This is a genomic window from Enterococcus saccharolyticus subsp. saccharolyticus (assembly GCF_029023825.1).
In the GTDB taxonomy this organism is placed as follows: domain Bacteria; phylum Bacillota; class Bacilli; order Lactobacillales; family Enterococcaceae; genus Enterococcus_F; species Enterococcus_F saccharolyticus.
In genome coordinates, this window is the sequence record NZ_CP118957.1 from 1,879,330 (window position 1) to 1,898,802 (window position 19,473).

The 19,473-nt window shown below is 34.8% G+C and carries 21 protein-coding genes; 6 read left to right on the plus strand and 15 right to left on the minus strand.

Translation table 11 applies throughout. From position 1 onward, the window contains the following. Positions 1–5 precede the first annotated feature (5 nt). The 10 genes from PYW32_RS09645 to PYW32_RS09690 form a co-directional block, all read right to left on the minus strand. Positions 6–1,184 carry an alginate O-acetyltransferase AlgX-related protein gene (locus PYW32_RS09645; protein WP_016174504.1) on the minus strand — a complete coding sequence of 393 codons (1,179 nt, stop codon included), beginning with the start codon at positions 1,182–1,184 and terminating at the stop codon, positions 6–8. 21 nt (positions 1,185–1,205) lie between these two features. Next, positions 1,206–2,600, minus strand: a complete 1,395-nt coding sequence (locus tag PYW32_RS09650) for an MBOAT family O-acyltransferase (protein ID WP_016174503.1) — start codon at positions 2,598–2,600, stop codon at positions 1,206–1,208. A 13-nt stretch (positions 2,601–2,613) separates the two neighbouring features. Further along, on the minus strand, positions 2,614–4,200 hold the full coding sequence (locus PYW32_RS09655; RefSeq protein ID WP_016174502.1) for a CotH kinase family protein: 1,587 nt from the start codon (positions 4,198–4,200) through the stop codon (positions 2,614–2,616). Positions 4,201–4,211: 11 nt separating this feature from the next. Next, complete coding sequence (locus PYW32_RS09660; RefSeq protein WP_016174501.1) at positions 4,212–4,892, minus strand: DUF4956 domain-containing protein; 681 nt, start codon at positions 4,890–4,892, stop codon at positions 4,212–4,214. A 21-nt stretch (positions 4,893–4,913) separates the two neighbouring features. Continuing rightward, the gene (locus tag PYW32_RS09665; protein WP_016174500.1) at positions 4,914–5,615 is read right to left on the minus strand and encodes a polyphosphate polymerase domain-containing protein; all 702 of its coding nucleotides are present in this window, start codon (positions 5,613–5,615) and stop codon (positions 4,914–4,916) included. A gap of 154 nt (positions 5,616–5,769) precedes the next feature. Next, complete coding sequence (locus PYW32_RS09670) at positions 5,770–6,348, minus strand: uracil-DNA glycosylase family protein (RefSeq protein WP_016174499.1); 579 nt, start codon at positions 6,346–6,348, stop codon at positions 5,770–5,772. A 141-nt stretch (positions 6,349–6,489) separates the two neighbouring features. Beyond that, a complete protein-coding gene (locus tag PYW32_RS09675; RefSeq protein ID WP_016174498.1) occupies positions 6,490–6,780 on the minus strand; it encodes an MFS transporter in 291 nt (96 codons plus the stop codon). 60 nt (positions 6,781–6,840) lie between these two features. Continuing rightward, complete coding sequence (locus PYW32_RS09680) at positions 6,841–7,290, minus strand: MarR family winged helix-turn-helix transcriptional regulator (protein WP_016174497.1); 450 nt, start codon at positions 7,288–7,290, stop codon at positions 6,841–6,843. 62 nt (positions 7,291–7,352) lie between these two features. Further along, the gene (locus tag PYW32_RS09685) at positions 7,353–8,093 is read right to left on the minus strand and encodes a class I SAM-dependent methyltransferase (protein WP_016174496.1); all 741 of its coding nucleotides are present in this window, start codon (positions 8,091–8,093) and stop codon (positions 7,353–7,355) included. 122 nt (positions 8,094–8,215) lie between these two features. Further along, on the minus strand, positions 8,216–9,025 hold the full coding sequence (locus PYW32_RS09690) for a MetQ/NlpA family ABC transporter substrate-binding protein (RefSeq protein ID WP_016174495.1): 810 nt from the start codon (positions 9,023–9,025) through the stop codon (positions 8,216–8,218). A gap of 1,078 nt (positions 9,026–10,103) precedes the next feature. On the opposite strand from PYW32_RS09690, the gene PYW32_RS09695 reads away from it, so the two are divergent. Next, on the plus strand, positions 10,104–10,982 hold the full coding sequence (locus tag PYW32_RS09695) for a hypothetical protein (protein WP_016174494.1): 879 nt from the start codon (positions 10,104–10,106) through the stop codon (positions 10,980–10,982). Positions 10,983–11,007: 25 nt separating this feature from the next. After that, positions 11,008–11,577: a hypothetical protein gene (locus PYW32_RS09700; RefSeq protein ID WP_016174493.1), complete on the plus strand. Its 570-nt coding sequence runs from the start codon at positions 11,008–11,010 to the stop codon at positions 11,575–11,577. 566 nt (positions 11,578–12,143) lie between these two features. Here the strand turns inward: PYW32_RS09700 and PYW32_RS09710 are convergent. From PYW32_RS09710 to PYW32_RS09720, 3 genes are read right to left on the minus strand one after another with little or no spacing between them, the layout of a single operon-like run. After that, a complete protein-coding gene (locus tag PYW32_RS09710; protein ID WP_016174492.1) occupies positions 12,144–12,446 on the minus strand; it encodes a DUF1292 domain-containing protein in 303 nt (100 codons plus the stop codon). A 30-nt stretch (positions 12,447–12,476) separates the two neighbouring features. Continuing rightward, on the minus strand, positions 12,477–12,908 hold the full coding sequence (gene ruvX, locus PYW32_RS09715; protein ID WP_016174491.1) for a Holliday junction resolvase RuvX: 432 nt from the start codon (positions 12,906–12,908) through the stop codon (positions 12,477–12,479). After that, complete coding sequence (locus PYW32_RS09720) at positions 12,908–13,174, minus strand: IreB family regulatory phosphoprotein (RefSeq protein WP_016174490.1); 267 nt, start codon at positions 13,172–13,174, stop codon at positions 12,908–12,910. The genes ruvX and PYW32_RS09720 overlap by 1 nt, the downstream gene beginning before the upstream one ends. A 268-nt stretch (positions 13,175–13,442) precedes the next feature. On the opposite strand from PYW32_RS09720, the gene PYW32_RS09725 reads away from it, so the two are divergent. Then, the gene (locus PYW32_RS09725; RefSeq protein ID WP_016174489.1) at positions 13,443–13,787 is read left to right on the plus strand and encodes a thioredoxin family protein; all 345 of its coding nucleotides are present in this window, start codon (positions 13,443–13,445) and stop codon (positions 13,785–13,787) included. 43 nt (positions 13,788–13,830) lie between these two features. Here PYW32_RS09725 and PYW32_RS09730 read toward each other — a convergent pair whose 3' ends face one another. Continuing rightward, a complete protein-coding gene (locus PYW32_RS09730; protein ID WP_016174488.1) occupies positions 13,831–14,481 on the minus strand; it encodes a redox-sensing transcriptional repressor Rex in 651 nt (216 codons plus the stop codon). A 212-nt stretch (positions 14,482–14,693) separates the two neighbouring features. Between PYW32_RS09730 and PYW32_RS09735 the strand changes: the two genes are divergently transcribed. From PYW32_RS09735 to ald, 3 genes are all read left to right on the plus strand, one after another. Beyond that, positions 14,694–16,625, plus strand: a complete 1,932-nt coding sequence (locus tag PYW32_RS09735) for an ABC-F family ATP-binding cassette domain-containing protein (RefSeq protein WP_016174487.1) — start codon at positions 14,694–14,696, stop codon at positions 16,623–16,625. Positions 16,626–16,731: 106 nt separating this feature from the next. Continuing rightward, positions 16,732–17,436, plus strand: a complete 705-nt coding sequence (locus tag PYW32_RS09740) for a C39 family peptidase (protein WP_016174486.1) — start codon at positions 16,732–16,734, stop codon at positions 17,434–17,436. 82 nt (positions 17,437–17,518) lie between these two features. Beyond that, a complete protein-coding gene (gene ald / locus PYW32_RS09745) occupies positions 17,519–18,628 on the plus strand; it encodes an alanine dehydrogenase (protein ID WP_016174485.1) in 1,110 nt (369 codons plus the stop codon). Between the two features lie 38 nt (positions 18,629–18,666). Here the strand turns inward: ald and PYW32_RS09750 are convergent, their stop codons facing one another. After that, positions 18,667–19,419, minus strand: a complete 753-nt coding sequence (locus PYW32_RS09750) for a MerR family transcriptional regulator (RefSeq protein WP_016174484.1) — start codon at positions 19,417–19,419, stop codon at positions 18,667–18,669. Positions 19,420–19,473 lie beyond the last annotated feature (54 nt).

Here is a 19,473-nt window from a genome sequence, read left to right on the forward strand (position 1 = left end):
TCTATCTACTTATAAAAATTAAAAAAGGAATCTTGAATAGAGACACTTTGTGATGCTACTAGCACAACATCAAAATTCCCATCTTCTACTAATTTTTCAATTTTTGATTCAGAAGCACTTTCTGTTACAACTACTTCAATTTCTTGATTCATTAACGCTAAATATGGTGAAATATTTAAAAAATATGAATCAGTTAATAATAAAATCTTTCCGCCATTTCCTATTTGATTATTAACAATTTTGAAATGTTTAGGGTCTGTGCCAAAATAAATTTTTGAAGCATTAAAATATGACGTGTCTTTTCTAGCATATTCAACTGGATTAATTACACTTTGATAATATTCTCCTCGACGCGTCTGATTTGTAGATAAGTCGGTATACGTTAAATCAACTGGAAGCTTAGGAGTTAGTAAGATTAAATCATCACTATCGGTAAAATATTTCCCTGTAGAATGAAGTTGATCTCCCAACATTTTTTGCGGATAAACTTCTTTTTGATAGTTTTTTTCTAAAGCATACGGTTTAGCATAATCGACAATTATTTTTTTCGTCTGTAGTTCATTCATAATCTGAATAGTTGCATGAAATGCAGCAACATCAGTCCAAATACTATGTGTGCGGTAGTAATTTTGTTGATACTTGTTGCGCTCTTCTGGAACTGAACGACGTAAATCTAGTGTATTGATTTGTCGATAAGATAACTCTAAAAATAATTCATCTAAATTACGTAATACCATATCATTGGTAGGATAGCCTGATCTAATCTGGCTAACACCACGAATATACTTTCCTGATGTACCAACATAAAGTAGCGATGTCTGTTCTTTTAAAGCTTGATTCATCTTTGCTAATCGTTTTGCATACGTCGCAATATTGGGGTTAATTTCCGCAAAGTAGTTCGCTTGTTGAAGATAGCCATCTTCTGTTTTAGTAATATAAAAATCACGAGCTTCTGCTTTGTCTTGTGCACGTAACCCTAAAGAATACAAATTCCGCAATTGCCTCTTATATGGTATTTCATCGACTAAAATTTTTTCTAATTCTTTTTGTGATATTGAAAACAACTCTTGTTGATTTTCTCTTAATTTATTCAAGGATGATTGTACGGATAGAATTCCTACAATCACAGTTATTAATGAGAAGATAATAATTCGCAAAACAATAAAGATGCTTTCTTTTTTCATAGCTAATCATTTCCTCTCTTTCTAAACAAATAATTGATCTAATTGAAATCCTAATAACATAAATAATAGACACAATACATAAAGGAAAATAATGCCAATTATATTCCCTACCCTCACCATATTATTGGTAGCAATTCTATCCTTGATAATTGGATGCACAAACATAATATAGCTTGCTGCAAGGAACGGTAACCATAATTCTTTTAAAAATGCAAAAACTCGTGCATCGTAAAACCCATTATTATTCAATCCCAATAAATCACCAAAAAATTGGCCTACGTGATAAAGTGATTCTGTTCTCAAAAAAATAAACCCCAAAAAGACAAGTAGAATTGTGTAAAACCTACGCAAAATGATATGCGATTTAATTTCATTAAAATAAAAGAAATGTTCGACTATCAAAACAACAAAATTAAATGCTCCCCATAACACAAATTGCCAACCCAATCCTTGCCATAGTCCAATTAGTAACCATACAATCAATAAATTCACGATAATTTGGTCACGATTTTTATTTAGATTTACAAGATTAGAAAAATATTTTCTAAACCAACGAATGACAGTCATATTCCACCGCTTCCAAAACTCTGTTAAAGAGGTAGCGACAAAAGGACTAGAAAAATTTTCTGGTAAAATAAAACCAAACATTTTAGCTAACCCAATAGCCATATCTGCATATCCAGATAACGTGAAATAATAAAACATTCCATTCACCAATAACGCAAACCACATGAGCAATACAGATGGTTGTGTCACGGCATTATCTAGTGAAGATTGGACAAAAGCGTAATTCAAAAAATAAGAAAACTGATCCGCAATTAAAACTTTTTTAGCTAAACCAATAATAAATCGTTGGCTACCTTCTTCAAATATTTTTAATTGGAATATACGTTTATTTATTTGCTGTTTCATCATTGAAAAATCAATTAATGGGCCGTAAGCAATTTTTGGGAAAAACAGCAAATAAAAAGCAATAGTAAAAATGTTTTTTTCAGCAGAAACTTCTTTAAGAAATACTTCTATACAATACCCAATACCTTGCAAAATAAACCATGAAATACCTAGAGGCAATAGCCAATTGTTAAATAATTGATTTGTAATAGACGGAAATAAGTCAAGCAAGCGACAAACAAAAAGCAATAATACATTGCCACTTATACTAATAATAAGAGCTAATTTAGCATTTTTGCCTTTGTTAGACTCATATTCGATATAAATTCCAGCTAACCAATTCCAAACGATACAGCTTAATAAAATGATGAAAGAAAAACGATGCATTGTGCCAATATAATAAAACAACATACTCCCTAAAAGTAAAATCACATTTTGAATACGCAAAAAACGACTGGCACTATAATACAAAATTAACATTATTGGCAAAAAAATTGTAACAAACGAAATTGTTTCAAATCGCATTTTTTCAGTCCTCCTATTTTCTTGACGCTTTAAATGCTGGTAAAGCAAATCCAAGGACAGCAACTAATAATATCAACGGCATATAATAACTTACCCCTGTATCTATTTTCGTGTCTTTTTCTAATATGTTTAAATATGGTCCGATAGCGGTTCCATGTTTTAAAATAGCCGTTTGGAGACGGTACATTTCCACACGATATTCCACTGCATTTCGCACAAGTTCATCATTTTTACCAAAATTTTCTAAACTTAATCTATTTTTGGTTGTATAAATATGTCCCCAGCGTGACCATTCTCTATCAATGGCACTTCCTAAATGTGCTTGAATCATATCAATTGTATTTAAAAAATTTTCATCAGAAAATACATTTCGTCGTAATTCTGCATAACGTTTTTTCAAAAGCTCAACAAAATGCTGATCTTTAATTAAACAATTAAACCAAGGTTTTACTTGAAAAGCCGTTACTTTGTATTCTAAGGGTTCATAAAAATAATTATCCATTGTACCATCGAAATCCCATACAGGGCCCATTTTTAATTTCTGTCCCTTATCTTTATACATATATGTCGAGTTTATTCCAGCATCATAACTTCCAAAAAATTCATTAACCAAAAAATAATCAACAAATGATGAAACATCAATATAACGAGAATAGGTGGCAAAAACATCTGGATCATCTGAATAAAGAATTTTCTCAATTTGGCTGATATCTTCTGTCACGTAATCAATTTCTTTTTGTGTCGCATTTTTTTTACTTGGATAAATTAAGCCTAAGTAATTTTCACTGAGTTTTTCTCTAGTTGCCCAAGTATCTAAAATATTTTCCTCCTCAGCTGTTCGATCTCGTCGTACAATATAAGAAGGAAATGAATCAGAATTTTTAGTAGGTTCAATCGCTACTCTATCCTCACCTTGGCGAATATTTTCCATAAGCAAATGAACACCTTCATAATAATAACGACCATTTTCATGATAAATGACTTCTGTATAAATGGATTCTGGTGTATATGGCATTATTTTGTCTGTTAATCGTAAAGCTAAATAATTTCGCATCATACTTTTGTCCATCAGAGAACCGTTTAATATCCATTCATGATCTGCTCCCATATTAAAAAAATCTATATAACGATCTTGTCCCGATTCAGAAACTAACTTTACCAAATATTGTGCTTTTTCATAAAGCATCGAACTATTCCCTCGTCGTTTTATTTGAATCAAGCTTTCTACTTCAGGATTATCAGTAATATGATTTTCTTTGCCAGTATTAATAAGTTTTAAAGAACCCGCTCGATAAGGTTCTACACCTGGAATAGGGACAAAAATCCCCTCAGTTCCTTCTTTCTTCATACTAATCGGTGGTCTTTCATTTCCTGTATCAATGATAACAATTGGCAGTTCTGTTGAAAAATTTTTGTCCACTTCCCATTGATTATTTATCCCTTTTAAAGGATTCGCTTGAACACCAGTTTCTGTTAGGGGCTGTTCATAAATACTAATTTTTTTATGGTATTGAGGGATAGTTGTAAATAATGCAATAGAAATAACTAATAAAAGCAATATCAGAATAGCTCCAATTGTGTTTTTACGATTATATTTCATTCCTTCACGACCTATCGACTCATTTCATCATTTTGACTAACAATGTTTACTGTTTTTATTCCCGAGATAGTACTTAAATGTGTTGCCACTGAAGTTACTTTTTTATCAGCTGCTTGTAATTGTTTTTCGGAGATTTCATAAATATATTCAAGCGAACCATTACTAATATTTTTGACACGATAACGTACTTTTCCTAAAAACAACTGTTCAATTTCTTGTTCAATATTATTTTCAGAGACACTCTCACCGCGAATAATCAACAAATAACGTTCATTACTCTTCACTGCTCCAAATAAAATTAAAAACAGAAAAATTACACCTGAACCAATCGACACAATGATATATTCTTGTACGCCACAGCAGATTCCTGTAGCAATGGCCCAAAAAATATACGCAGTATCCCGTGAATCTTTAATTGCTGTTCGAAAACGAACAATAGATAAGGCACCTACCATCCCTAAAGATAGCGCAATATTATTTCCAATAACATTCATAACCAAAGTAGTAATCAAGGTTAGCATCACTAACGATACATTAAATTTTGTACTATACATTCCTCCAGCGTGCGAAATGCGATAGGATAAATAAATAACTAGCCCTAAAATTCCTGCAATAACAAAGTTTAAAATGATATCTTGAATAGTTAAAGCGCCTTGATTGGATTGTAATAATTCTAATAAAACATCTCTCATAATTTTTCTCCCTTATTCCATTTATTCAGTTGCATGACTAATAAAACGCGACATGACATATTTGCTATAAGACAACGATGATTTATCAATAGTATCTAACAATTCGCGCACATGTGATAATAAAAAATGATTGTATTTTATTTCCAACGTAACATCATCTGGAAAACCTACTGGATAAAAACTATCAATTTCACCAAACAAATCAAAATTACTCTCACTAGCAACGAGTTTTTGATCAAATGTCACGCGGGTATCATTGACAGCTAACATAAATGCATACCGATTGTATTGTACCGTCACTTGTGGCCGATAAAGCTCCGTCGTCATTTTATAATACAATTGTTGTGCTAATGGATGATTCATTTTTTGTAAAACAGAATACTCACCCTCAATCAGTTTTTGTGCGTCTTCTTTGCTAACTATTAGAGAGCGCTTTTGTTGCCAATCGCCATTTTTTTCTTTTAATTCAAGTTTTGCTGTTTGATCTTGTGGAGAATAAATACGCAAACGTATTTTTTGACGTTCTTCAATTCCTTCCAATTTTTCTTCTAAATCATCATGATATAAACTATCAAAATAAAGAGAACGTACAAGGTAACCATCTGTCCCATTATAATCATCTTGTGGCAATACTTTCGATAAAAATTGTTGTGCATGTAAAGCAGTCATTACTGATACGCGATACTTTATTTCTCGTCTTGTAACATCCAACATCTGAGCCATTTAATTCCTCCTTTACTCCAAAATCTTAATAATTATACCCGTTTTATTTTTTTTAAACTAGCTATTAAACTCAATTAATTTAACATCTCAGCGACAGTGTTCTTTTTGCAACTAAGTATTATAAACAAATAAAACATTATCACTAATTCTTTGATTATTTTTCTAAAACCATCTGTATTTCAGCGCGAATCTCTCCCACTCTCGTTTGATAAAATTCAGGATGATTTTTAAACCACTTGATATTTAATGGTGATGGATGCGGTAATACGAGTGCTTTTTTCCCATTAATTTCTTGGTCACGAAAAACCAAGTCAGCAAAATCTTGCCCTTTGAAGAAATGATTTGCCGCTTTAGCACCAATGAGTATATATAATTCGTTATCGACCCATGATAACGTACGATGCAACCAAGTCTTTGCGCAAATAGCTGGCGGTTGCTTATCGCCACCATTTTTAGTTTTGCCAGGGTAACACAAACCAATTGAGGTAAAACAAAAATTATCGGGATTATAAAACAGCTCATCTGAAATCTGATACCATGTTTCCCGCAATTTTTTTCCTGATGCGTCATTAAATGGTTTTTGTGTGATAGCAACATTATGAGACGGTGCTTGACTGATATGAACAATTTTTGACTGTTGATTCCCTAAAAATATGGGTGCTGGCGTTAGTCGGTCTTTACAAAGTGTGCAGTTTCTTAGTTCTTGAATATATTCTTCAAATGTTTGTTCCATTGTAATCATCTCCTTTGAACACCTTTTCGTTTCATCATACGAAAAAAACAAAATCCTTGAAAGAATTTCGTTCACTGTTTGTTTAAAATAAGAACAGCTACACTAATGAATAGCACCCCCATCAGTGCAGGCATACTATGGTCAATCATCGCGTATAATTGTCCGCCTAACACTGGTCCTAACACATTGAATACTTTGTGCACCGCCTTGGATTCGACCTTGTTCACTGTCTGTTACTGATTTAGAAAGCAAGCCATTAAATGCCGGTCCAAAGATGGCATCGCCAATGCCAAATAAAATCATCCCTATAATAAAAAACAAAGATACGTGAACCATAGCCGAAATGACAAGCAAACTATAACCAACAATTTCACTCATCATACCAAGCATCGCAATTTTTTTATCGGTTAATACTTGTAATAACCTTGGCATGATCACTGCTTGTGAGAAAATATCCAGTATCCCCGTCAATAATAATCTTTCAAAAAAATATCACTCACGCGTGATATTTTTTAAATGGTGTCGATAACGTCCAATAAAACGAAACACAGTATCAAACTCGTCATCTGTCATATTCTCAAAAACGATTTGATCTCTTTCAAGAAATGTGTGATGCAGTTCTTGATGAATTTGATTTACTTGTTGTCCTTTGTTGGTCAAACGGAAATAAATTTCTTTTTTATTGTCGGTTTGCTGATAGCTTTCGATCAAGCCTTTATTCATTAATTTTTTGGTTAGTTTGCTAATAGCACCACGTGTCATATAACTAGCCGCTGCTAATTTCGTGACATTCGCATAAGGAATTAGCGCAATATGTTCAATCAATTCAATTTCACTTAATGTATAGTCACTCAGTGCTTTTTCCAATATCGGTTTATTTAACCATGTAATTTCATGGCATAAATCCATTAACTCACTGACTAATTGTTGTCGTCGATCCATGCTATCCCTTCTTTCCAGACAAGCATAGCAAGCAAGATTTTCAAACGATTGCAAACAGTCACTTATTTATGGGCGACTACACGTAAACGACGATAGTCTGCAATCCAAGCATTGCCTTGCCATAATTTGTCACGTGCTGCTTCCACAAATGCAGTCATTAGTTGTTCTTGTTCCTCTAGTGAAAATTTGGCTAATTCTGTTTCAAAAAATTGTTGTCCCCAAATAGCTAATCCTTGCTCACCATCTGTTAACACGGTAGGACGATCATAGTCAAAAATAGCATCAATGATAAAACCTTGTGTTTCTAACAACTGCGCAAATTCTGCCGTTTTAGGAAATGTAAACTTTGATTGATACGTATAACCAAATTTTTTTAACGCCATTTGAAAACTTTCTTCAATGATTTGAATATTTCCGTATGCGCCAAATTCACAAATAAGTTGTCCACCTTCGACTAATGAACGATGAATCACTACTATTAACTGGCGCTGATTATGAATCCAATGAAAAACAGCATTGGAAAAAACTAGATCCCATTCATTTTCAAAGGACAATTGTAAGGCGTCCATCACTTGAAAATTCACTTCTGGATAATGCGCCTTGGCTTGTGCAATCATCTCCTTTGAGCCATCAATACCTAGCACTTCGCCATATTCAGCTAATTGTTGGGTTAATGTTCCTGTGCCACAACCTATATCAAGGATTCGTTGCACCTTTTTCTGGGGAATAAGTTCCAAAAGCCCTTTCCCATATTCTGCCACAAAGTCATGATGGTTATCATAAGTTGTCGCATTCCACTTCATCTCATCCCCTCCTACTAAAAAATTAGACTAACTATACCACAAATCGCTCTGAATAATAAGAATATTCTGAACAAATCATCAAAAAAACTATCCTTCGTCTCAAAGGATAGTTTCACCAGCTATTAATCCCAAGAAGGAATAACCGCACCACGATATTTTTCTAGAATAAATTCTTTCACTTCTTCTGTTTGATAATAGTTTAAAAATTCTTGGAAAATTTCTTCATCAGCATCTTCTTTGCGTGTCACCAAATAATTGGCTTGTTTCAAGTCTTCTGAATCTTCGACAAAAAGTGCTGAATCATCAGGGAAATATCCCGCATCAATGGCATAGTTTGAATTCACTACCGCAAAATCTAAATCTTTTAATCGTAATAAAAGTTGTGCCGCATCCACCAAGATAAATTCTAAGTCATAAGGATTTTCTTGTACATCGTTGACCGTTACCTCTTGCCCTACGCCTTCTGGTAATGTAATCAAATCAGCATCTTGCAAGACAAGTAACGCACGACCTTCTTGCGTTGCAGAATTTGGTAGCCCCACTTTCGCTCCTTTTTTGATGTCATCTAATGATTTTAGTGAATCTGAATAGATAGCCATTGGCAAAGTAATAGTTGGTGATAATGGTTCTAACTCAAAGCCTTCTGTTTGAACAATTTCGGTTAAGTATGGTTTTGTTTGAAATAAATTAGCATCTAAATCGCCATCTGCCAATGCACGATTGGGTGCCACAAAGTCATCAAATACTTTTACTTCAATATCGAAGCCATCTTTACTCGCCGCTTCTTTCACATGTTCAATAATTTCCTCATGCGGACCACTTGTTACACCAATCGTCAATGGTTGTTCAATGCTACCTGTTTCTTTTTTGCCACACGCTCCTAATAAAAAGAATGCGCTCAATCCTAATCCTAAAAGTACCTTTTTCTTCATGTTATTTCCCCCTTATAGTGTTTCATGCAATAAAAAAAGCCCTCGCTTAAACAACTTGTTTAAGCAAGGACGTATACCATACGTGTTACCACCTAGATTTAGAAAAATGTCGCCATTTTCCCCTTATACAGTACAGGAATTTTTCCGATACTGTCGCATCTTTAACGGGTGCATCCGTCACGACTTAATGTTCCCACTCGGTCGCGCCACCTAGAATCATTTCTGAATAAAGACCATTTTCCATTGTTCACACATTACTCGCTTTCAGCATTTACGAGCTCTCTTTAAATGGTTCCGAATGTACTTATCTTCATGAGTGTTTAATGAGATTTGATTAGAATAATCAAATCTTACCAAAGCACTTCTTCGCTGTCAATGTTTTAGAAATATTTTCTGGTAGCATATGAAAATTTTTCAAAAAAATTAGCATTTGTTTAAGTCAGTACGATAACATACAAAAAATAGTTATTTAAAAACAAAAAAAGTCTAAACCTTGATAAACCAAGGTTTAGACTATTCGTTAAAACTATTCTTCTTCTTCAGCCATGAAATTAAGTTCTATAACATTGGTTGAGGATAGTTGATATTTCAATATTTTTTGAATAGATTCTATCAATTTATTGATAATAGTTTTTATTGATTCCATTTCTAGTCGGATTCAAAAACGTATTCAAGTTGCGTGGCGTGTTTTTGGTAAGAAATCATAAGAACTGGTTAAACAAACTTTTGTTTTATAATGTTTTACAGAGAAAGAAATCGTGTAAAATCAGCATTTAATGATTCATATAATTCCACTGAGTTAGATAAAATTATATTCTGTCATTACCTCAAATCATTACCACAACATGGCAAGTTGGCTGATTGAAGAATAGCTCTCCATCTACTATTTATGCCATATTTTTAATTTTCTATCGTCCGGTAAATAAATCGTTGATGTAAAGAGAATAAAGATATACCTTCTGGTAGTACTAAATTTCTTAACGTTCAGGACAAGATATTCAACGTTTGGGCTATTTTTGGTTTTAACGAGAAAAAAAGGAATATACTCTGATTATAAAATTGAAAGGAGTTTTTATTAATGAAAAAAATCATCATTGGATTCATGTCGCTTATTTTACCATTGTCTGTTGTTATGCATTCAGGGGCTAGCATGGTTTACGCTGATAACATTGTAAATTCTGAAAATACTGTGGAGGAATTATTTTCAGAGGAAGATGATACTGACCAGTTGCCTGAGGTTCTAGATGAAGATTTGAATGAGGAGTCTTTAACTGATTTTATTGTTGAGTATTTGAATAATGAAAATAATCCTGACGTTGAATTCACAGATACTGGTGTTTACATTGATGGTATTTATTATACTCCAGAGGAATTTGAAGAGCTATTAGATGGAATGGTGGAGCCAACTGAGTTAGAAGTGAAACTTACTGATGATCAGCCAAGTGTAGGTACTTTTAGTGTCGGGACGGCATTCTTTATCCCAGCTATAGGACAAGCAACGGTTTGGTTATATCCCGTACCGGGAGTTGGTCAAGTTGCAGTCGTTGCAGTTGCATCAGTAGGAGCAGTTTATGGTACCTATATTCTCTCAAAAAATATTGTAAAAGCGGGGCACTGGGCATATACTTCAATTAGAAACTACGTAAACTCAAAACCTCGACCAAAAACTAAGTCTACTACTTCATATAATTATCAAAAATCTGTCCCTTATGTTGATTATATAGTCTATAAATATGGTATTCCTAAACGTTTACTAGATGCAAACGGAAATGTAAGAGTAAGAGATTTTAATCAAAAAGTAACTGGACGTAATAGACCTACATGGAAAGAGCCTAAGACTGGTTGGATAAAGGAAAAGGATGATACTAATCACGCGGGAAAGAAGTGGAAAATAAAAGATAAACAAGGCAATCGAAAGGCTTCTGTTGATGGAAACGGAAAAATAATTTCAAAATAAAATATAAAATGAAGTGAGGAACTATATGTCAAATGAAGAGTTATATCGAGAATCTTATACCCATGGAAAACAAATTTTTGAAGAGAAGAATCTTTGTGAGCCGGGGTTTATGTCAGAACATTTTTTGTATTTAACGCCTAAGAAAAAGTATCTGTATAAATGCATTGATCATCTTCCAAAGAGAATGGATAGCAAGCTTTATTTATACGAATTTGACTTTAATCGATATTCTACTGATGAAAAACAACGAAATAATTATTTTGACTATTTAAAAAGATTTAGACGTTCATTGATGACTATCTTGGGTTATGGAGATACTATTTTCTTAGAACGTACACAATTTGAAGAGAAAGATTTTACTTTACTTAAATTAGCCGCTACTACGACAGACTATAAAACGCTTGACGAAGCGATTATTTATTCGTTAAATGACCATGACGCAACAATAATTTCAGTTCCTAGTTTATCTCTGTTACTTTTTGTTGGGGAAATGTGTATTATTTACATCACAGCTGATGAAACAACGGAAAAATTAATTCATGAGGTGTCATTAGCAAATGGTTTGTATACTCATGAATATCATATGATGGATTGAAACATTGCAAGATATAAGTGATTTGGTAGCAAAAATCCTATTTAAACTACTTTTTAAATTTAAAATGTTGATAAAGCCTTTTTAAGATGTGCAAAATGGGGGTATAAGATAAACTGTGTAAGTTGCTAATTCTAGATGAAGCAGCTGCACAGTTTTTCTTTTTAATTTCATCCAAAATTAAACGAGGAGTGATTAGAAAAAAACGAGACAAAAAAGCTGTAGAGTTAACCCAGTCCATTGTTGATACTTACCAGCCTGAAAGCGTAGAAGGCATGCAAAATGCTTTAACGGGATCAACTAGAAAGTCTCTTCCAATACTTGGAATCAAAAAGAAGTACCTATAGAGCAGATTGCGATAAAACTTTACTGCGAAGTAAGCTCAGAATCGCCTTAGACATTCATCACTTAAATTAACAATGGATACTTACGCTCACTTAACTAAAGAAACCAAAGAAAAAACCGTAGAAAAGCTTGCAGAGCACCTAAATTTCTAGCAGAACGTATTCAAACAAAAATACAAAAAAGCTGAACCCTTATCCATCAAGGGTTCAGCCATCATTTAAAGCTTATTCTTCTTCAGCCATGAAAGTGTTAAACACTTCTTCGATCATGTCCCACTCTTTGTCTGTTTTGATTTCTTCTAAATCGCCTTCTGTACCGTCTGCATTTTCAACGTAAGCATATGCTTGTAATTCTACCTCTTCGTCTTCTGGTACACCAGCTGGGTATAATAATACATAATTGCGACCGAATTCTTCTTCACCATCGATAGTTAATAAGATTTCGTAAAGTGTTTCATTTCCTTGGTCATCTACCAAAGTAATGTGTTCATGTCCTTCGTGGTTATGATCATGTGTATGTTCTGTCATGTTCTTTTTTCCTCTTTCCTTGCGTTAAATTTAAAACAGCTTTTTTCCTGGGCCATCTAAATAATTTTGTAAAATCATTACTGCTGCTACTTTATCAATGACTTTTTTACGTTTTGCACGCGAAGTATTAGCTTGTTCCACCAACATACGCTCTGCTTGAACAGTTGTCAAACGTTCATCTTGATAAGCAACAGGAAGCTGATAAAGTTCTTCAATTTTTTTGCCGTAAGCCATCGAAGCTTCGGCTCTTGGACCGATCGTATTATTCATATTTTTAGGAAGACCTACAACAAATTGACTCACTTCATATTGGTCAACCAGTTCTTTGAGACGGTCAAAACCAAACTCACCTTCGTCTTCATTGATACGAATAATTTCTACTCCTTGAGCAGTCCATCCCATCGGATCACTCACAGCAATACCTACTGTCCGTGAACCAACGTCTAGTCCCATTACTCTCATTACAGGTCGACCCCATGATTTTCTAAATAGAAACGGATTAACACTTCTAAAATTTCATCACGTTCATGGCGACGAATCAAGTTACGAGCCTCGCGATAACGAGGAATATAAGCCGGGTCTCCAGAAAGTAAGTAACCCACGATTTGGTTGATTGGATTGTATCCTTTTTCCTCTAGTGCACTATACACAATCGCTAATGTTTCACTTACTTCTTTTTTACGACTATCATCAAAATCAAAACGTACTGTTTCATCTGTAAAACCCATTAATATGACACCTCTTTCTCCGAATAAGTTTGCGACTTCTCCTTGTCTATTGTACTAAACATCATCAGAAACTACAAACAAATACTTTGCTTTTCTCTTACTATACTTTATTTTTGTGATAAATTTATGAATTTACTACTAGTTTTTTGTTTTCTATTACTTTGCTAAAAAAGAACATTAAATTGTTATCTAACCTCTCTTTCTTTCTGTTAAAACAATTGACGTAACGACTGGTTTTAACCTAAAGTACATACAAGGAGGAATCAACATGAAGAACATCACATTTACACAAACACAAGAAAAAATTGCAACTGGACAACTCATGTTACTGTATTTATCCATGCCTCATTGTAATGTTTGTCACGCAGTCAAACCACAAGTGGAAAAACTATTTGCAGGCACTTCTTTACAAATGTTCCATCTTGATGCGCATGATTATCCCGAAGTTGCAAGTACTTTTCAGGTATTGACTGCCCCCGTTATTTTAGTCTTTTTTGAAGGAAAAGAAGTTCATCGCCAAGCACGTTTTATTGATTTCCAAAAACTAGAACAACTTGTAAAAAACTATCAGTCTATGAATCTATCGGTTAGTTATGACGAACTGTTTAACTAAAAAACGCCCAATCATTCAAAAAATGAATGAACGGGCGTTTTTCTTATTCAGCGACAGTTTCTTCTTCTGAACCAGAATGTAAGAAATAAATCAATGTTTGTAACTCATTTGTTAAATCAACGTTTTGAATCAAGACGTCACTGGGCGCTGTGATACGTGCTGGTGTAAAGTTTAAGATCCCTTTAATGCCAGCAGCAACTAATTCGTTCACAACATCTTGTGAACGTTGTGCAGGAACAGTCAAAATCGCAATATCAATTTGTTGAATCGCAATTTGTTCTTTCATGTCAGTCATTGGATACACAGGAATCCCGTCTACAATGCGGCCAACAATGTCAGGATTCACGTCAAAAGCAGCACTTACGCGAATGCTATTACTTTGATGGAATTTGTATTTTAACAACGCACTCCCTAGATTCCCTACACCAATTAATGCTACATTTGTCATTTGGTCATCATTTAATGTTTTGGCAAAAAATTGCATTAAATCTTGCACGTCATATCCATATCCACGTTTTCCTAATTCGCCAAAATAAGAGAAATCACGACGAATTGTTGCGCTATCAACTTGAACCGCTTCGCTCAATTCAGTTGAAGAGACTTTTTTCTTTCCAGCGTTATTTAAAATTCGCAAATAGCGATAATATAGAGGCAATCGTTTCGCTGTTGCCTTTGGTATTTGATTTTCTTTCACTTTCATAGACCTCCGTTTGTGAAATCTTCACTAGTACAGAGAGTATCATATCAAAAAGACCTAAAAAAAAGCAATTTGATTGCTCACAAATAGGCGATTTTCACAACTTTTCTTACAAATCGATTTTGAGCTGTCTCGCTAAGTCTTAGAAAATGTGATAGACTAACACTGATTCGACCATTAAATGAAAAGAATTTAGAAGTGAGGATACTATGATTTTATTACAAGCCAACCAAATCGCCCGTCTCTTCGGTGCTGAGGTTCTTTTTGAAAATCTTCAATTAGAAATTAGTAGCCGTGCTCGTATTGGGCTTGTGGGAAGAAACGGTGCTGGTAAATCAACTTTTTTAAAAATTATTGCTGGTATCGAAGCACCTGATGCCGGAACAATAGCTAAAAATAAAACCGCAACGATGGGCTATCTAGCCCAAGATACCGGACTAATCTCCAATGCGACTGTCTGGGAGGAAATGCTAGATGCTTTTGCGGCTGTCCGTATTATCGAAAAACGCATGCGTGAACTAGAAATCGCCATTAGTGAATCTAATCCAAATACGGCGAACTATCAAACGATTCTTAAAGAATACGATCGTTTACAACATGATTTTTCAGAAAAAAATGGCTATGGCTACGAAAACGAAATTCGTTCAGTTTTACATGGCTTTCAATTTGATGCGTCTTTTTATGACCAAAAAATTGCGACACTTTCTGGTGGGCAAAAAACCCGTTTAGCACTAGCGAAAATGCTGTTGCAGAGTCCGGATATTTTAATCTTGGATGAACCAACCAACCATTTAGATATTGAAACACTTGCTTGGTTAGAAGGTTATTTACAAAATTATTCTGGTGCCCTCTTAATCGTTTCGCATGACCGTTATTTCTTAGATAAAGTCGTCACTGAAATTTATGAAATCAGCCGTCGTAAAATGCGTCACTATAAAGGAAACTATAGTCGTTATTTAGATTTAAAAGCAGAACAATTAGCAAGTGATTGGAAAGCGTATGAAAAACAACAAACGGAAATTAATAAACTAGAAGATTTTGTCGCTCGTAATTTAGTACGTGCCTCTACAACCAAACGTGCACAAAGCCGTCGCAAACAATTAGAAAAAATGGATCGTTTAGATCGTCCACAAGGCGATGAAAAATCTGCGCATTTTCTATTCGATATTGAAAAACCTTCTGGCAATATTGTCTTACAAGTAGAAGATGCTGCTATTGGTTATTCAATAGAAGAAATTTTATCGGAACCAATTAATTTAGACATTCGACGCAAAGACGCGATTGCCCTTGTTGGACCAAATGGTATTGGCAAATCTACCTTATTAAAATCACTTATTGGGGAACTCCCTTTTATCCGAGGTGAAGTCACATTTGGCGCCAATGTAGCAACTGGTTATTACGACCAAGGACAAACAAATTTGCATCATAACAAAACTATTTTACAAGAATTATGGGATGAACATCCAACGACACCTGAAGTCGAAATCCGCACAGCTTTAGGAGGATTCCTCTTCTCTGGTGAAGATGTCGATAAACCAATTGCCTTATTAAGTGGTGGCGAAAAAGCGCGGGTTGCTTTAGCGAAATTAGCGATGAATAAAGAAAATTTCCTAATTCTCGATGAGCCAACAAACCATTTGGACATTGACAATAAAGAAGTGCTCGAAAATGCGTTAATTGATTATGAAGGAACGTTATTTTTCGTTTCACATGACCGTTACTTTATCAATCGTATCGCTACCAAGGTCATCGAACTTTCTGAAAATGGTAGTAAATTGTATTTAGGTGATTATGATTATTATTTAGAGAAAAAACAAGAAGAAGCTGAGATTGCGGCACTATTAGAAGAAAAAACAGTGATTGCAACTGTTTCAACAGGAAAACAAAATTTCCAACAAAGCAAAGAACAGCAAAAAGCATTACGCAATTTGCAACGTAAAATCGAAAAAATTGAAGAAGAATTAGCCACACTGGACGAAGAAATTACGGCTGCCGAAACGAAAATGACAGAACCTCTCGTCTTAAACGACCATGTACAATTAAACGAGCTGAATCAGTTCATTGAAACTGCGCAACAACGTCAAGAACATTTAATGGAAGAATGGGAAACATTAAGTCTTGAATTAGAAGAATTAACTTAATATCTCTCGGACTTAAGGATTTTATAGTGGGTTTCATCCTTAAGTCCGATGTTTTTTTTACTCAGTTTGGTTTAATACTAATAAAAGCAATAAAGGAGGATCAATCGTGAAAAAGAAACGAAATTGGGGACTAATTGCTTTAGGTGGTCTGATGATTGGTAGCGGTTTATTGGGTTTTGGTGTGCGTAACGCGATTCATAGTTATGATACTTATTCCTATTCCGAACCTACACTTCCAGTAGAAGATTATTATTACGAAGATGGACCAACTACCGAATTTGCTTACCGCGCCACGCAACAACTAAAAGCGGATGGTATTAACGTTCCTTTATACTTACAAACGGATGAACGTTGGAAAGATGAACTGATTGATTATACGTATTCATTAACGATGGAAACAAATGGCAGTGCGTTTGCCTCAATGATGATGGTTCTTTCTTATTGGCAAGGAATCGATTACGATTATGACGTGATTTATGACTTGGCTTTTGAAGACTATTTTAGTTCTGATGGCACAATTAAATGGAAATTCTTTGAACAAGCGGGTGAAAATTTTGGTGCTTCAATCAGCAATTTAGGTTATAAATATGAAGCAGCTGAAAAATATTTAAAAAATGGTGCACCGGTTATTGTTGCCTTCAAAGCTAATGAAGCTGATACAAATGAACATTTTGCTGTGCTTGCTCGTACCAAAGATGGCAATTTACGTGTCTTAGATCCATTAGATAATCCAGACATTGAACGTTATAAAAAAGTCTATACTCCTGCTGAACTAACCGATACCATTCAAAACTACTGGGCAATCAACTAAGTGAATGCCTTTTCTATTGTGAATTTGTAATCAATGTCATTTTCCACTATACTAGAGAGAGAAAATAAATGGAGGGATTTTTATGAGAATTGGCATACCTAAAGAAATCAAGAACAACGAAAATCGTGTCGCATTACCGCCTGCTGGTGTTTGCGAGCTAATCCAAGCTGGACATCAAGTTGTGGTTGAAACAAATGCTGGCACGGGTTCTGCGATTTCTGACGAAGAATACCAACACGTTGGTGCAACAATTGGCACACAATCAGATGCTTGGGCAGCAGATATGGTCTTGAAAGTCAAAGAACCGTTACCAGAAGAATATCCTTTTTTTCGTGAAAATTTAATCTTGTTTACTTATTTACATTTAGCAGCCAATAAACCCGTAACCGAAGCATTGTTAAAAGCCAAAGTGAACACGGTCGCTTATGAAAGCGTTCAACTAGATGATCGTTCGCTTCCTTTATTAGCACCGATGAGTGAAATTGCTGGTCGAATGGCTGCACAAATTGGCGCAGAATTTTTAGAGAGCCCTCAAGGTGGCAAAGGCATTTTACTTGCCGGTGTACCTGGCGTGCGTAAAGGAAATGTAGTGGTCATTGGTGGTGGAGTTGCTGGAACAAATGCCGCGCGCATCGCCCATGGACTTGGTGCAAATGTCACCATTCTCGATGTGAATGTCAACCGTTTGAAAGAGTTGGATGCCCAATTTAATGGACAAATTCAAACACTTCTTTCAAATACGTTCAATATCCATCAACAATTACGTACCGCCGATTTAGTCGTTGGTGCGGTCTTACTTCCTGGTCACAAAGCACCTACCTTAGTCACTCGTGAGATGGTTCGTGATATGCCCGATCGTTCGGTGATTGTTGATATTGCGATCGATCAAGGCGGTATATTTGAAACAGGTACGAAAACAACCACGCATGATGCACCCACTTATATTGAAGAAAATGTGATTCATTATGCTGTAGCAAATATGCCTGGTGCAGTTGCACAAACCGCAACGCATGCACTAAGTAATGCAACTTTGCCATTTGCAAAAAAACTAGCGAGCACCTCATTTGAACAAGCAATAAAATCAGATATTGCTCTTTTCCGTGGCGTAAACACCTATCAAGGACGCTTAGTTCACGAAGCCGTTGCCAATGATTTAGACTTACCGTATACTTCTTTAAATTCATTCATTTAATAAAAAAACCAGGAAAGACCTCGTCTCTCCTGGTTTTTTTATGCGTAATATTTGATGGCATCGTTTAACGCTTGCGCAGCACCGGCATGTTTTTCATCATAATAAGCCATGAAACGTTCATCGGCGATATACATCATCCCTAAACCTTTGTGCGCTTCAGCTGAATACGTTGGCCAAGTATAGCTTAACCATTTTTTGTGCAAACGAAAAATCTCTTTCGCTACATCACTTTCAATTTCGGGTTGTTCTAAATAGACACCAATTGTTTCAAATAACTGGACTTCGGTTTCTGCCATTTCTTGCATTTGTTCTTCCGTTAAGTTCAAATATTTTTTATTTGAGCGTTCAACCGTTTCTTCCCCATATTTCTCACGAATTTCTTTTCCATATTTTGCTTCATTTTCTGCTACTTTTTGTTCTTTAAATGCTGTAAATTTTTCTTGATCTGACATTTCAATCTCTCCTTTGTAATATTTCATTGTTTGTTGAACAGAGGCTAGCAAACGGTCAATTTCTTGACGTTTTGCCACTAATTTTTCTTGATGTTCCATCAATGCTTGTTCGACATCAAAGTCAGGGTTATCGAGAATTTCTTTAATTTCTTCTAGTTTCAAGTCCATTTCTCGATAAAATAAAATTTGTTGCAATCGATTGACTTCATTTTGACCGTAGATACGATAGCCCGAAGAATTGACTCTTGCTGGTTTCAGCAAATCAATTTCATCATAAAATCGTAAAGTCCGTGCACTGACTCCGGATAAATTGGCTATTTTTTTAATCGTATATTCCATGTCTTATCCCTCCTGACAAACTTATCATAAACCTTTCCGTTACGAGAAGGTCAA